A 13,307-nucleotide genomic window follows, 5' to 3' on the forward strand; every position below is an offset into this window, starting at 1 on the left:
ACCGCAACAGGCCACCAACGGCCGGCCCCATTTGTCGCCGCACATGCGCGGCATTAAGTTCCCACCATGACCGACACGCTGATCATCGACACGCCCGACACCGACTATCGCCATCCGCGGCAGCGCGTCCGGCTCGACACCATTCTGCGGTTGCGCTGGCTGGCGGCCCTTGGGCAGCTGAGCGCGATCTTCATCGTCGTACAGGGTCTGGAGTTTGACCTGCCGGTGGTGCCCTGCCTCGCAGTGATCAGCGTGTCCGCGCTGCTCAATCTCGGCCTGCAGATCGCCTTCAACCCGATGCAGCTGTTGGAGCCGGCGCATGCCGGCGGCCTGCTCGCGCTCAATATCATCGAGCTGACGGTGCTGCTCTATCTGACCGGCGGGCTGGAGAACCCGTTCTCCTATATGTTTCTGGCACCGGTGCTGATCTCGGCAACCGCCCTGCCCGTGCGCATGACGATCACGCTCGGCCTGCTTGCGGTCGCCTGCGCCACCGCCTTGTTCTTCATGCATCTGCCGCTGCCCTGGGAGGGCGAGGAGCCGCTGATCTTCCCGCCGATCTACCTGTTCGGCGTCTGGCTCTCGATCGCGCTCGCGATCGGCGTCACCAGCCTTTACGCGTTCCAGGTCACCGAAGAGGCGCGCAAGCTGTCGGACGCGCTGGCCGCCACCGAGCTGGTGCTGGCGCGCGAGCAGCATCTCACCCAGCTGGACGGGCTTGCGGCAGCCGCCGCGCATGAGCTCGGCACGCCGCTCGCCACCATCGTGCTGATCTCGCGCGAGCTGGAGCGGGCGCTGCAGGACAACAGCCAGGTGACCTCGGACATCAAGACGTTGCGCGAGCAGGCCCAACGGTGCCGTGACATTCTCGGCAAGATTACGCAGCTATCATCCACGGGATCGATGTTCGACCGCATGAAGCTGTCGACCCTGATCGAGGAGACAGTGGCGCCGCACCGCGATTTCGGCGTGGACATCAAGGTTCGCGTCGCGGTGACCGCGACCAGGGAACCGGTCGGCACCCGCAATCCGGCGATCCTCTATGGCGTTGGCAATATCCTGGAAAATGCCGTCGACTTTGCGCGCGATTCCGTCGAGGTCAACGCTTGGTGGAACAACGAGACGGTCGAGCTCGTGATCTCGGACGACGGACCCGGCTTCGCGCCAGACATCCTCAAGCGCATCGGCGAGCCCTATCTGTCCCGTCGGCGCAGCACAGAGGACGCCCAAGGCGGCAACCAGGCCGGCGGCCTGGGTCTCGGCGTCTTCATCGCCCGCACCCTGCTGGAGCGCACCGGCGCAAAGGTCTCGTTTACCAATCGCACCTTCCCGGACCACGGCGCCGTGGTCCAGATCGCCTGGCCCCGCCGGCGGTTCGAGGCCAGCGAGGACGGCGATCAGACGGAGCCGGAATAGCGCCCTCCGCGTCGAACCGATGCATCGCGGCTGGCATACAGAGCATCGCGATGCGCGGCGTCACGCCGCAGACTGCGGCAAGGCGCGATCTTGGCAGCGGCTGCCCGGCAGACCATATGATGCTGGAACAGATCGTCTCGCAACATCGAGCCTTCTCGAGGAATATGACCGTGGGCGCCATCGCCGAACTGACGAACCACCCGGACCGCTCTCTTCTGATCGTCGAGGACGACAAGCCGTTCCTGGAGCGGCTGTCGCGCGCCATGGAGAGCCGCGGCTTTACCGTCACGTCCTGCGATAGCGTGGCCGAGGGCATTTCGCAGATTGGCAAGGCCGCCCCTGCCTTCGCGGTCGTCGATCTCCGGCTGGGCGACGGCAACGGCCTCGACGTGGTATCGGCGCTGAAGCGCAAGCGCCCCGATGCCCGCGCCATCGTGCTGACCGGCTATGGCAACATCGCCACGGCCGTCACCGCGGTGAAGATGGGCGCCGTGGACTATCTCGCCAAGCCGGCCGATGCTGACGACGTCGTCGCCGCGCTGCTGGCGACCACCAGCGAGAAGTCCGAGCTGCCGCAGAACCCGATGTCGGCCGACCGCGTGCGCTGGGAGCACATCCAGCGCATCTATGAGATGTGCAACCGCAACGTCTCGGAAACGGCCCGCCGGCTCAACATGCACCGCCGGACGTTGCAGCGCATCCTCGCCAAGCGCGCGCCGAAATAAGCCCTCCGTCCGGCTCTCTGACTACGGCGCAGCGAAACCGCGCCGTAGTCCCATACCACGACGACTCGCCATCAAGCTGTCGGCAGCCTTCTTCCCCCACCCGCGTTGCATCCATCCAACACGGCGCGCGAGTCACACGCGCTGGCGGCATCATCTGGCCGTCTGTTCGGAGCGCCGCCAAGCAGCGATGGGGAGCGCACGCACAACAGGGTGGCAGACGATGTTGCGCTCTCGTCTCAACCGATTCCGCGCAGCCCCCGATCAATGACCATCGGGTGGCAATGGATGCTCGAATGCTCGGACGAGTTCCAACAACAAGGGATCGCGATTATCGGCGCTCCACACCAACTGAAGCTCGAACGGCATATCGAGTTCGGGTATCTTGCGCAGCACAATTTCGTTCTGATGATATCGCGCAAAGGTTTCCGGTACGATAGCGAAGCCCAGTCCGGCAGCGACCAGTCCCAGCAGGGTAGCGCTATCGGACGCAGTCGCGGCACTTTCGGCCGGCTCGATACCGGCTTGCGCGAATTTCCGCATCAACGAATCGTAGTGCGCTGGCGATCTATCGCGTGGAAAAGTCAGAAACGTCTGCCCGGCGAAATCTCGCAGGCGAGGGTTGCGACTGGACGCGAGTGAGGATTTGCGGGGGATGGCAATCGCCATTTTTTCGCTGTGGATCACGATACCGCGCAGGGAGGGGTCCTGCGGTGAACGCCACGCGAGGCACCCTGCATCCAGCCGACCGCACTTGATCAGCTCGATCTGTTCCCCGGAAAGGCACGACACGAACTCAAATCTGACCTCACGCTGGTTCGAGGCAAGACCCGACACGGCCCCGGTGATTCCTGGCAGCCAACCGTAGCCGGGGATGACACCAATTCTGAGCCGCCCGATCGTGCCAGCAAATGCCTGCGCCACTTCGGATCTCATCTGATCGGCCTGCGCGACCAACACGCGCGCCCGCACCTCCAACTCGCGGCCGAAGCGGGTCAGACTGACGCCACGCGACAGACGATTGAACAGCCTTGCCCCCATTTCGGCTTCCATCGTCGAAATTTGACGTGACAGCGCCGGCTGGGCGATGTTCAGGACCCGCGCCGCTGCGGCCACACTCCGATGGTCCACAACACACAGAAAGAAGCGCAGCTGTCTCAGCTCCACTGATATACCCATTCAGCATGGATCGATATCCGAACATAGTATTTGTCTGAGTTCGGCGTCCATTCGATTGTTGCTTCGTCTTGAAATAGAGGACGATCGGATGCTGGATACGCATAGGTCCATCTCGGGGACGTCGGCTCCTATGCCGCTGCGCGACCGCAGCGTCCCCCACATCCCGGCATCGAACGGGAACTGCAAAACCTATTTCTCCGACGTCGACCTCGACGGGCCGGGGCGCAGTGTCGGCTTCCTCTATATTCCCCAGTCACCTGACCATGATGCATGGGGCACGGTGCGCATTCCGCTCGCCGTGGTCGCCAACGGCACCGGACCGACGGTCATCGTCGAGGCCGGCAACCACGGCGACGAGTACGAGGGGCAGATTATTGTTGGAGAACTGATACGCTCACTTGCTCCCTCCCAGGTTCAGGGTCGCTTGATTCTTGTTCCCTCCGTCAACATCCCGGCATCGACGGCAGGCAAGCGAACTTCGCCGGATGACGGGCTGAATCTCAATCGTGTTTTTCCTGGCGATCACGCTGGGTCGATCACCCAGCAGATCGCGGCCTTCTTCAGCGACGAGTTGCTCTCACGCGCCGACGCCTTCCTCAGTCTGCATTCCGGCGGGAGCTCGCTCGACATTGTGCCGAGCGCGCTCGTTCAACCGGCGCAGGACCCTTTTCAACAACAGCGCAATCTCGACGCGGTGCTTGCCTTTGGCGCGTCCATCAACGTGCAGCTCAACAACCTCGGCGACACGAGGACCTGCGTCGCTTCCGCTGTTGCGGCTGGACTGACTTGCGTCAGCACGGAAATGGCAGGCCGCGGGACGGTCGATCGTGATGCGCTCGCGCTTTGCCGGCGAGGTGTTTTCAAAGTTCTGCAGCATTGGGGCGTGCTCGATTCCGGATTGGACCTCCCCCGACCGGAGGCGCGCACCCTTCATCGGGTGCTCGGGCCGCAATCCTACATCATCGCCGGAGAGGATGGCGTCTTTGAGGGTCTGCACCATCCTGGTGAGCCCGTCTGCGCCGGTGAAACCGCCGGACGCATTCATTTCCTGACCGATCCGCGCAAGCTGCCAGTCGTACTCACCTACACAGCCGACGGGATCGTCTTCGCCCGCCGACAGCCAGGGCGAGTGCGGCCAGGCAACGTCTGCGCGGTCGTCGCTACGCCCGACAGCTGATCGAGCAATGACCTGAGTTGAGGACGCATCGAGCAGAGGGCGGGCGGATCGCAACGAGAGACGGCGGAGATCCACCGAGCAGCGTCCCCTCCGCAGCCTATGGAGATAAGCGCATCATGATGATTCATCGGCAAACGCCGCTGGTACAGGCCCTCAGCCTTTCCGTAAGCCTGGGCAAGGACATCCACCTGAAGATGGACGCCGCCCAACCCACCGGCTCGTTCAAGGCGCGCGGAGTTGGCCACGCCTGCATGGTGCACCGAAACCGGGGCGCGCGCCGCTTCGTGTCCTCCTCCGGAGGCAATGCGGGCTTGGCGGTCGCCCATGCCGGCCGCAAACTTGGAGTACCGGTCGTCGTGGTCGTGCCGAGCACGACGTCCCAGCGCGCCAAGACGATGATCGGGCTGGAAAAGGCAGAGATCGTCGTCCACGGCTCGTCCTGGACCGAGGCGAACGAATACGCGCTCTCGATGCTCTCTCAAGCCGATGCCTTCATCCATCCTTTCGACGATCCGCTGCTCTGGACGGGTCACGCAACCCTCGTCGATGAGCTGCGCGCCGAAGGCGAGAAACCGGATGCCATCGTCCTCTCGGTTGGTGGAGGTGGGCTCCTCTGCGGTGTCGCCGAAGGGCTGGATCGCAACGGCTGGGGCGATGTGCCGATCGTCGCGGTGGAAACTCGCGGCGCCGACTCTTTTGCTCAGGCGGTTGCGGCCGGTCAGCCGACCACACTCGCGCGCATCGATAGCATCGCGACATCGCTCGGAGCCAAGACGGTCTGCCGCCGGGCGCTGGAGGTGGTGCAGTCTCATCGGATTGAATCCGTCGTCGTCTCCGACGCCGAGGCGGTCGAAGCTTGTCTACGGCTGATGGACGACCACCGCGTGGTTGTAGAGCCCGCATGCGGCGCTTCGCTCGCCGCGCTGACACAGTCGAGGACTGTGTTGCAGAGCGCCGGACGTATCGTCGTCATCGTGTGCGGCGGGGTCGGCGCCAGCGCTGAAGATCTCTTCCGCTGGCGCGCGAGCTTTGCTGGCGAGTCGACGTCTCCGGCTGCGGCAGAGGCTCATGTCCCGAGATGAGGATCCGGATGAGACAGGCTCGTCGCGAGCTCATTGCGACCGGCGCGCAACCGCGCAATCCTGCCCTTACTGCCAACGGCGCAAGGACCGATGCTTGATCGCACCGTCGTCCGTTCGCGGGACGGATCAGTGCGACTTCACGAACGCCTGCAGCGCATGGAACACCGTGCGCCGCTGGTTGCGGCTGCACCAATTGCGCATCCAGCTGTCGACCTCGGTGAGGTCGAGCTTGATCTGCATGCCTTCATCGCCGCGCGCGGCGTTGACGGCCGAGATGTAGCCCATCATCCATTGCTGATATTTCGAAATACTGTTGACATAGGGCCCGTCGGCATTGCCGATCGCCTTGTAGGTGCCGGGCGGCTGTTCCTCGGCGGCCGCGATGAACCGCTCGCAGGAATCGGAGCCCACGCCGAGGACATAAAACGCGACTTCCTCCGCGCGAACGTTGGTCGCGAAGAGCAGTGCCAGCGCCAAGACCACCCTTCGCATCTGCCGTCCTGTCTGAACCCCCGGGTCTGATTACCGGTCAAGCCTTAATAAGGTTGCGACATGTTGCGCCCCATGCAGGGCAATTGTCGGGCAGAACCGGGAAAATGGCCCGGGCCGACGTTCAATCACCACTGTCGCAACGTTGTCATAGTCCCGGCTCGATCCGCCAGGCATCTTCCAGGGACCCTGACGGTACCATCCTCCTGCAGCGCCTTCGGCGCGGGCCGGCATGCAGCCGCGAGATCGCACGTCGCGGATGGACGGACAGGCAACATGACGCCGTTGCGGTCAGTCCTCTCCGCTCAGCCGCGAAAAATCGGCGAGAACGGAGGCGATCAGCTCGCGATGCCTCGTATCGTGTTCCGAAAGGCTCGCGGCGTAGAGGTTGAGGAGATAGCGTGCCTTTGCCGCCGCTTCCGGCCAGGACACCGCTGCGTTCGCCAGCAGATGCCCTTCGAGCGCGGCCTGCCGCTGGCGCAGCTCCTGCGCATGACTTTCCGCCTCCGCGAGCGCGCGGCGCAGGTCCACGGCCTTCTGCTCACTCATGCCGCGGTGACGGTCGAGATCGAGCGGCTCGTCAGACATCCGATGCACTCGCATCGACACGCTGCGCAGCGGCAAGATCCGCCGAGCTGATCGACAGCATCTCCATGGCGGCGCTGTGTGCGGCCGGAACGATGATCATCGTCGCCACCCGGCGGTAGGCGGCAAAGGACAGTCCCTCGATCATCTCATCGTCCGTGAGCACCTCATAGGTGCCCTCAGGCAGGAGACGCTCGATGGTCCTGATGCGGAATGGATGTTTGAAGGTGACGAATTCGCGCTGCGAGCGGATGCTCATCTGCGCCTGCCTTTCAGAGGCCCGTCGAGGTAACCCCGAAGCCTCACCAAGCATGCGCCTTGCCGGGCCCAATAGCCACCGCTTTCTCATCAGCCACGAAGGCGTGAGCAGCGGGCTGGAGGTCGTACTCGGCTTGCCGCGCTTTGGTGCTCGCTATTACATCGGTCCGGGTGTACGGTGAGCAATCACCGTAATTCCGACGGCATTCACCGGTGACCGAGGGTCGCGCGCACTCCCGCCGCAACATGCGAAGGGTCGCGATTTCGTCTGAGCGAGTGGACCGTTCCACCCGTCATTGTTTCGCTTCTGCTGCTCGTGCTCGCGGCTGCCGCACTGCATTCGTAGAACAGAATTCGTAGAACAAGACCACCGCGCGCCCGTCGGCAACCGGTGGACGGCGACCACCCGGCCGATGATCAGCGACGCCGCGCCTGCAGCATCGACGCGGCGCCTCGTCCGATGCGTTGAACAGTTCCACCCCCGAAGCGAGGAGACCGACATGGCCAAAGGTCAGCAAAAAGGCAATCGCGAAGCCAAGAAGCCCAAAAAGGAGAAGCCCAAGTCCATTGCCGCAGCACCGAGCCAGAAGGCCGGAGGCTGGCAGCCGGATTTCTCCAGCGACAAGAAGAAGCGCTAAGGCATTTTTGCCGCTCATCGACCTGGACGGCGCCCACGCAACGCCGCACGCAATCAGCGACGATGCGGTCGAGCGTTCTCGAGAGTCCAAAGGACAGACCATGGCGCGCGAAACGATCTATGTCGTCCAGGCCTTCAGCGCCGGCCGGGGCGGACACGCGAAGGCCGAGCCGCCGATCGCCTGCAAGACGGAAGCCAGCGCGCTGCGGACCGCGGAACGACTGGTGTCGAGCAAGGCAGGCGTCGTCGCCTTCTCATCGTCGGGCGATCCCGACATGGGCGACTACGACGACGAGCCCAAGGTCCTCTTCCGCCACGGCGCGCTGCCGCCCGCGTTCGATTGAGATGCGCACCCCATTTGTCGCCGGCGACCGCTGCCGTGCGACGCCCCCCTGGATGACGTCCGGTCTCGCCGCGGCGCCATCCGAACCTGATCGGTTACACACATGATTGAGTTCCCAAACCACAGCCGCTCCTACGACCGCACGCGACGGGCTGTACGCTTCTGGGGCTATGACAGCGCGATGGAAGCCTCGTTCTTCGTCGATGAAGGCGCGTTGCGACGCCTTCAGCCCGACACCCGTCCGGACGAGACAGGCTTTCTGACCGCGTTCGATTCCAACCGCGATCGCATCTGCGCCGCCGCCGCCAAGGTCTATGTCCGCGGCAGCCGGGGCTCCTACGATCTCCTCGCCGCCCATTTTTGACGGCGATGGAGCCCCGGATGGACTAAACCTCCGCGTGGCCCTGCGGATCGATCAGGCGGTTCATCCGGTGTGCCGCGGCGAGCGCGAAACGCACCGTCATCAGCTTGCGGGTCGGCGCTGGCAATTTGTGCTCGGGCGCCTCGCACTGCAGATGGGCGCCATAGGCATCGGCGACGATCAGGCCGGTGTCCTGCGGAAAGACCTCACAGGGCAGCTCCTGCGTGAAGGCAAAGAACAGCCGGTCGCAATGGGCGCGATAGTCCTCCCATTTCTGATCGGCCCGCAGATCCTCCAGAGATGATTTGATCTCGACGATCCAGATCTCGCCGCGCTCATTGAGCGCCACCAGATCGGCGCGGCGTCCCGACGGCAGAGGCAATTCGCTGATCGTGGCAAAGCCCAGCGAGCGCAACAGACGCGACGTGCCGCGCGCGATGGCGAGCGCCGTCTCCGATTGGCGGCGGTCGATGGGAACGAGGCTGATCCGGGCGGCTGACGTGTTCACATCAGCAGCATAGCCGATTCTGGGAGCAGCCCAAGCACGCCGTCGGTGCGGAACCGGCCCCCTGCGCCGTCCTTCCGTTGATCAAGCGGCCGTCGCCTCGGACGGCGCAACGGGAGCTGTTCCTGCGCAATCGCGACGAGCTCGCGCCGCGGCTTCACAAGCCCCCGTCGTCAGCTTCCCGACACACGGCTCAAGCGGGCGCGACCCGGCGTTTTTCGCTTGGCGCATTGCAAAAAATCGGCATGCTGGCGCCATGAGCGAAGCGAACCAGGGCAAGGCGAAGGCTGGCGCGATGATCGTGCCCGTCACGCCATTCGAGCAGAACTGCACCATCCTGTGGTGCGAGGCGACCAAGAAGGCGATCGTGATCGATCCCGGCGGCGACGTACCGAACATCCAGGCGGCGATCGCGCAGGCCAAGGTCACCGTCGAAAAGATCTGGCTGACGCATGGCCATATCGATCATGTCGGCGGCGCTGCCGACCTGCGCGACGCGCTGAAGGTGCCGATCGAGGGCCCGCATATCGCCGACAAGTTCCTGCTCGACAATGTCGTCGCCAGCGGCGCCCGTTTCGGCATCACGGGGGTGCGCGACGTCACGCCGGACCGCTGGCTGGAGGAAGGCGACACCGTCGAGATCGGCGAGCTCGTTTTCGACATCCTGCATTGCCCCGGACATTCGCCAGGCAGCGTCGTGTTCTTCAACAAGGCGATGCGCTTTGCCCATGTCGGGGACGTCCTGTTCAACGGCTCTGTCGGCCGGACCGACCTGCCCGGCGGCAGTCATGAGACGCTGATCCGCTCGATCAAGGACAAGCTGCTGCCGCTCGGCGACGATGTCGGATTCATCTGCGGCCATGGCGCCGGCTCGAGCTTCGGCCAGGAGCGGATGACCAACCCGTTCCTGACGGGGATGGCCTGACGCCTGGCTGAGTGGCGGCAGCTCAGAGTCAGTTCGCCGGCCTCCCGCGAACGGAAATCTGAAGCAGAGATCGCGGCCAGCTTTTCGGCGAACCGCGACTGACCCATGACCTAGTTACTTCAATCCCGCCGCCTGCAGCGCACGCTCGATCACGGCCGCGACATCGATCACGCGGCGGCGCTTCGGAACGGGCGGTGTCGCGGCGGCGGAGATCGCAGGCTTGGCCTGGTCGATCGCGGACACCGCGTCGGCCGGCGTCATGTCGAGCGCCTTGGCGGCTGCCGGCGGTGCGACGGCGATCGTAGCGCCGAGCGGCTTCACGTCGGCAGGGCTGTCGGGCGCCGTTACGCTGATAGCCTTGATCTCGGCCGTCGCCTGCGGAGAGGATTGTGGCTCGGCCCTCGGCGTTGCCGGCTTGACCGCTGAGCGCGCCGGCTTGGCCCGCGCCGGCCGCGGCTGCGCCGGCTTCGATATCCTGGATGTATTTTCGCGCAGCGTCTCCGGGGCTGCCTTGGCCTCGGCAGGCTCGCCTGAAGGCATGTCTGCCGAGCGGCGCAGCAGCTTGGTCACGGCCGGCAGCACCGAGATCGGCGAGACCTCCGGGATGAGCTTCGTGCTCGGCGACGTGACCGCGGGCTTCGGCTGGCGGATCCAGTCGGTGATCCCGAAGAATTTCGCGATCAGATAGGACGAGGAGATGCCGGCCTCGAGCAGGAACGGCCCGGCCTTGCCATAGCGCTTGTCGTTGGCCGCGACGCCGATCGGCGTGCCATGCGCCATGTTGGTGATGGTGAAGGATTCCACCACGGTCTCGCCATCGGCGTTCCACCACTGCTCATGCGGATAGCCATTGACGCGTCCTGCGGCCATCGGCGCCAACGGCAGATGATGCAGATCGAGCCATTGCTTGACGATCTCGCCGGCATTGTCCGGATGCACGGTGTAGTCCGCGGTGCCATGCCAGACCGAGAGTTTCGGCCATTTGCCGCGATGGTTGGAGGCGCGGCGCACGAGGTCGCCGAGCTCGCCGGCGGGACGCGCCGGCGGCATGCGCATCTGCAGGATCGCATCGCGCATGCTGCGCGCGGTGCCGAACGGCAGACCCGCGATGACCGCGCCGGCCGCAAATATATCCGGATGCGCGGACAGCATCGCCATGGTCATCGCGCCGCCGGCCGAGAGGCCCGTGACGAAGATGCGGCGCGGATCGATCGCGCAATCGGCCACCATGCGCGCGATCATCTCGCGAATCGATGCGACTTCGCCCTGACCGCGGGTGATGTCTTCCGACTGAAACCAGTTGAAGCAGCGCTGCGGATTGTTGATGCGCTGCTGCTCCGGCATCAGCAGCGCGAAGCCGAAATGCTTTGCCAGCGTCGACCAGCCGGCGCCGAGATCATAATCGACCGCGCCCTGCCCGCAGCCATGCAGCACGACGACGAGCGGCAGCAGCGGCTGGCGCTGTGCCGGCACATGCGCGAACATCTTCAGCCGGCCGGGATTGCTGCCGAAGCTCTCAATCTCGACCAGCGGACATTCCGGCACGGGCCGCGGCTGGCGATGAAAATCGGCGAATCCTGTGATGCCGTTCAGCTCACGCAGCCGTCGCAAATACTCAACATTTTCAGCGAGGGACAACGGCAGCTCCTTGGCAGTCACGTCTTCAAGTCGGCAGTTCACGTCAGCGCGGATCAACGCCACCATCACCCAGATGGTTGCTGCAGTGCAAAAGAAAAAGCCCGCGCGAGCGCGGACGTGAGCAATTTGATTGCGAATTTCGGTCTTGCTGCGATCAAAATGCCACGCGGACGCGGCGCTTCACACAACAATCACCGAAACGCGAACAATGCTGCGCCGAAATCGCGGTGAGGATGAGCAACGGCAACCACGCAACTGCTTTTGAACCGTTGGCTACGAGAGGGCCGTGGTCAGTCTTTTTCTCTGCGAATCGCGATCTCGCTCCGAAGTGTGCGCAGCGATCGGCGATCAGTAAACAACAAATGGCAGGCATGCACCGCTCTCATCTGAGCACCATTGCCTGCGCATGACGGGCCAATTAGCCTGACGCGCAACCAACAACGACATTCCATTCGGGAGAAAACACATGGCGCGGCTCAAATTCGGCGCGTTCCTCGCGCCGCATCATCCGATCGGCGAGCATCCGATGCTGCAATTCCGCCGCGACCTCGATCTCGTATCGCAGCTCGACGAGCTCGGCTATGATGAGTTTTGGTGCGGCGAGCATCATTCGTCGGGCTGGGAGATGATCGCGTCGCCCGAGATGTTCCTCGCCGCCGCCGGCGAGCGGACCAAGCGCATCAAGCTCGGCACCGGCGTCATCTCACTGCCCTACCATCATCCCTACAACGTCGCGCAGCGCATGGTGCAGCTCGACCACATGACCGGCGGCCGCGCCATCTTCGGCTCAGGTCCCGGCGCGCTCGCCTCCGATGCGCATACGCTGGGCATCGATCCGATGACGCAGCGCGACCGCCAGGACGAGGCGATCGGCATCATCCGCCGCCTGTTCAACGGCGAGCGCGTGACCGCGAAGAGCGACTGGTTCACGATGAACGACGCCGCGCTGCAGATCCTGCCCTTGCAGGAGGAGATGCCGTTCGTGGTGGCCTCGCAGATCTCGCCGTCGGGCATGACGCTCGCGGGCAAATACGGCATCGGCATCATCTCGCTCGGCTCGATGTCGACGCAAGGGCTGATGGCGCTGCCGCAGCAATGGGAGTTCGCCGAGGACGCGGCACGCAAGCACGGCACCACGGTGAGCCGCGCCGATTGGCGCGTGCTGCTGTCCTGGCACATCGCCGAGACGCGCGAGCAGGCACGCCGCGAAGCGGGCCCCGGCCTGATGCGCTGGCACAACGAATATACCGTCGGCACCTTGATGCGACCGGGCCTGCAGCCGTTCTCGTCACCCGATGAAGCCGTCGACAAGACCGCCTTCGTCGAGGGCGCGGCGTCGACGATCGGCACCCCGGACGATCTCGTCAAGACGATCAAGAACTTGATGCAGGTGTCAGGCGGCGTCGGCGCCATCATCGGCTTCGTGCACGACTGGGCCAATCCGGAGAACACCCGCCGCAGCTGGGACATGGTCGCGCGCTACGTCGTGCCGGAGATCAACGGCTATATCGACGGCCTGCGCCGCTCGCAAAAATTCGTCATCGAGAACCGCGCCATCTTCGAGCGCGCGGGACAAGCGGTGATGGCCAAGATCATGGACAATGAAAAGGCCGCCGCGGCGTTGTCGCAGACCGGACCGGGACGCATTGCGATTCCTGCCGTCAACGCGCCGGATCTGCAGCAGGCCGCAGCGAAGCAACGGGGCTGAGTACGAGGGCGAGCAGCGCCGCAAGGTCGGCCCTACCGCCGCGTTCGATGGCGCCAATGAGTTTCCTCCGTCATGCCCGGGCTTGACCCGGGCACCCACGTCTATCCACCGTGCCGAACGACGTGGATGGCCGGGACAAGCCCGGCCATGACGATATGGAAATCGTTCGCCACGTCAGTTCGAACTGTTGTATCGGCCCCGAGCAACCCCACGTCGAAATTCCTGGTTCAAGGCCTGAGGCCTTGAACCAGGAATGACGGTGTGGAGCGAGCAGAGAGCGCC

Annotated in this window: 15 protein-coding genes; 9 read left to right on the plus strand and 6 right to left on the minus strand. The window is 64.4% G+C overall.

The genetic code is table 11. The features are described from left to right. Positions 1–66 precede the first annotated feature (66 nt). A complete protein-coding gene (locus BBTA_RS35850) occupies positions 67–1,416 on the plus strand; it encodes an ActS/PrrB/RegB family redox-sensitive histidine kinase (RefSeq protein ID WP_012047395.1) in 1,350 nt (449 codons plus the stop codon). 170 nt (positions 1,417–1,586) lie between these two features. Further along, entirely contained in the window at positions 1,587–2,141 is a 555-nt protein-coding gene (locus BBTA_RS35855; RefSeq protein ID WP_041751765.1) for an ActR/PrrA/RegA family redox response regulator transcription factor, read from the plus strand. Between the two features lie 261 nt (positions 2,142–2,402). Here BBTA_RS35855 and BBTA_RS35860 read toward each other — a convergent pair whose 3' ends face one another. After that, entirely contained in the window at positions 2,403–3,317 is a 915-nt protein-coding gene (locus BBTA_RS35860; protein WP_012047397.1) for a LysR family transcriptional regulator, read from the minus strand. Between the two features lie 130 nt (positions 3,318–3,447). Here BBTA_RS35860 and BBTA_RS35865 point away from each other — a divergent pair, with 130 nt between their 5' ends. Both BBTA_RS35865 and BBTA_RS35870 read left to right on the plus strand, forming a co-directional pair. Next, the gene (locus tag BBTA_RS35865) at positions 3,448–4,494 is read left to right on the plus strand and encodes a succinylglutamate desuccinylase/aspartoacylase family protein (RefSeq protein WP_012047398.1); all 1,047 of its coding nucleotides are present in this window, start codon (positions 3,448–3,450) and stop codon (positions 4,492–4,494) included. A gap of 116 nt (positions 4,495–4,610) precedes the next feature. Beyond that, entirely contained in the window at positions 4,611–5,576 is a 966-nt protein-coding gene (locus BBTA_RS35870; protein WP_049795442.1) for a pyridoxal-phosphate dependent enzyme, read from the plus strand. Between the two features lie 126 nt (positions 5,577–5,702). On the opposite strand, the gene BBTA_RS35875 is transcribed toward BBTA_RS35870, so the two are convergent. The 3 genes from BBTA_RS35875 to BBTA_RS35885 all read right to left on the minus strand — a co-directional run bounded on the left by BBTA_RS35875 (position 5,703) and on the right by BBTA_RS35885 (position 6,909). Further along, positions 5,703–6,068: a hypothetical protein gene (locus tag BBTA_RS35875; RefSeq protein WP_041751126.1), complete on the minus strand. Its 366-nt coding sequence runs from the start codon at positions 6,066–6,068 to the stop codon at positions 5,703–5,705. A gap of 288 nt (positions 6,069–6,356) precedes the next feature. After that, positions 6,357–6,653 (minus strand): hypothetical protein, encoded by a 297-nt coding sequence (locus BBTA_RS35880; protein ID WP_012047401.1) that lies wholly within the window; start codon positions 6,651–6,653, stop codon positions 6,357–6,359. Then, positions 6,646–6,909, minus strand: coding sequence for a hypothetical protein (locus BBTA_RS35885; RefSeq protein WP_012047402.1), 264 nt, complete (start codon positions 6,907–6,909; stop codon positions 6,646–6,648). Before BBTA_RS35885 ends, BBTA_RS35880 begins: the two co-directional genes overlap by 8 nt. A gap of 499 nt (positions 6,910–7,408) precedes the next feature. On the opposite strand from BBTA_RS35885, the gene BBTA_RS41025 reads away from it, so the two are divergent. From BBTA_RS41025 to BBTA_RS35895, 3 genes are all read left to right on the plus strand, one after another. Next, complete coding sequence (locus BBTA_RS41025; protein ID WP_168167942.1) at positions 7,409–7,546, plus strand: hypothetical protein; 138 nt, start codon at positions 7,409–7,411, stop codon at positions 7,544–7,546. A gap of 7 nt (positions 7,547–7,553) precedes the next feature. Next, a complete protein-coding gene (locus BBTA_RS35890) occupies positions 7,554–7,889 on the plus strand; it encodes a hypothetical protein (protein WP_244424262.1) in 336 nt (111 codons plus the stop codon). 102 nt (positions 7,890–7,991) lie between these two features. Then, entirely contained in the window at positions 7,992–8,252 is a 261-nt protein-coding gene (locus BBTA_RS35895; RefSeq protein WP_012047405.1) for a DUF1488 domain-containing protein, read from the plus strand. A gap of 22 nt (positions 8,253–8,274) precedes the next feature. Here the strand turns inward: BBTA_RS35895 and BBTA_RS35900 are convergent, their stop codons facing one another. Then, positions 8,275–8,757 (minus strand): MmcB family DNA repair protein, encoded by a 483-nt coding sequence (locus BBTA_RS35900; RefSeq protein ID WP_012047406.1) that lies wholly within the window; start codon positions 8,755–8,757, stop codon positions 8,275–8,277. A gap of 253 nt (positions 8,758–9,010) precedes the next feature. On the opposite strand from BBTA_RS35900, the gene BBTA_RS35905 reads away from it, so the two are divergent. Next, a complete protein-coding gene (locus BBTA_RS35905; RefSeq protein WP_012047407.1) occupies positions 9,011–9,679 on the plus strand; it encodes an MBL fold metallo-hydrolase in 669 nt (222 codons plus the stop codon). Between the two features lie 114 nt (positions 9,680–9,793). Here the strand turns inward: BBTA_RS35905 and BBTA_RS35910 are convergent, their stop codons facing one another. Then, positions 9,794–11,317: a PHB depolymerase family esterase gene (locus BBTA_RS35910; RefSeq protein ID WP_041751768.1), complete on the minus strand. Its 1,524-nt coding sequence runs from the start codon at positions 11,315–11,317 to the stop codon at positions 9,794–9,796. A 466-nt stretch (positions 11,318–11,783) separates the two neighbouring features. Between BBTA_RS35910 and BBTA_RS35915 the strand changes: the two genes are divergently transcribed. Beyond that, positions 11,784–13,025, plus strand: coding sequence for an LLM class flavin-dependent oxidoreductase (locus BBTA_RS35915; protein ID WP_012047409.1), 1,242 nt, complete (start codon positions 11,784–11,786; stop codon positions 13,023–13,025). Positions 13,026–13,307 lie beyond the last annotated feature (282 nt).

Origin of the sequence: Bradyrhizobium sp. BTAi1 (assembly GCF_000015165.1) — a bacterium.
GTDB classification, from domain to species: domain Bacteria; phylum Pseudomonadota; class Alphaproteobacteria; order Rhizobiales; family Xanthobacteraceae; genus Bradyrhizobium; species Bradyrhizobium denitrificans.

Excerpts from the sequence above, each read along its gene's own strand:
- BBTA_RS35915 (WP_012047409.1), top strand. The coding sequence starts at position 11,784 with ATGGCGCGGCTCAAATTCGGCGCGTTCCTCGCGCCGCATCATCCGATC.
- BBTA_RS35860 (WP_012047397.1), bottom strand. The coding sequence starts at position 3,317 with ATGGGTATATCAGTGGAGCTGAGACAGCTGCGCTTCTTTCTGTGTGTT.
- BBTA_RS35880 (WP_012047401.1), bottom strand. The coding sequence starts at position 6,653 with ATGTCTGACGAGCCGCTCGATCTCGACCGTCACCGCGGCATGAGTGAG.
- BBTA_RS35895 (WP_012047405.1), top strand. The coding sequence starts at position 7,992 with ATGATTGAGTTCCCAAACCACAGCCGCTCCTACGACCGCACGCGACGG.
- BBTA_RS41025 (WP_168167942.1), top strand. The coding sequence starts at position 7,409 with ATGGCCAAAGGTCAGCAAAAAGGCAATCGCGAAGCCAAGAAGCCCAAA.
- BBTA_RS35865 (WP_012047398.1), top strand. The coding sequence starts at position 3,448 with ATGCCGCTGCGCGACCGCAGCGTCCCCCACATCCCGGCATCGAACGGG.
- BBTA_RS35885 (WP_012047402.1), bottom strand. The coding sequence starts at position 6,909 with ATGAGCATCCGCTCGCAGCGCGAATTCGTCACCTTCAAACATCCATTC.
- BBTA_RS35850 (WP_012047395.1), top strand. The coding sequence starts at position 67 with ATGACCGACACGCTGATCATCGACACGCCCGACACCGACTATCGCCAT.
- BBTA_RS35870 (WP_049795442.1), top strand. The coding sequence starts at position 4,611 with ATGATGATTCATCGGCAAACGCCGCTGGTACAGGCCCTCAGCCTTTCC.
- BBTA_RS35905 (WP_012047407.1), top strand. The coding sequence starts at position 9,011 with ATGAGCGAAGCGAACCAGGGCAAGGCGAAGGCTGGCGCGATGATCGTG.
- BBTA_RS35875 (WP_041751126.1), bottom strand. The coding sequence starts at position 6,068 with ATGCGAAGGGTGGTCTTGGCGCTGGCACTGCTCTTCGCGACCAACGTT.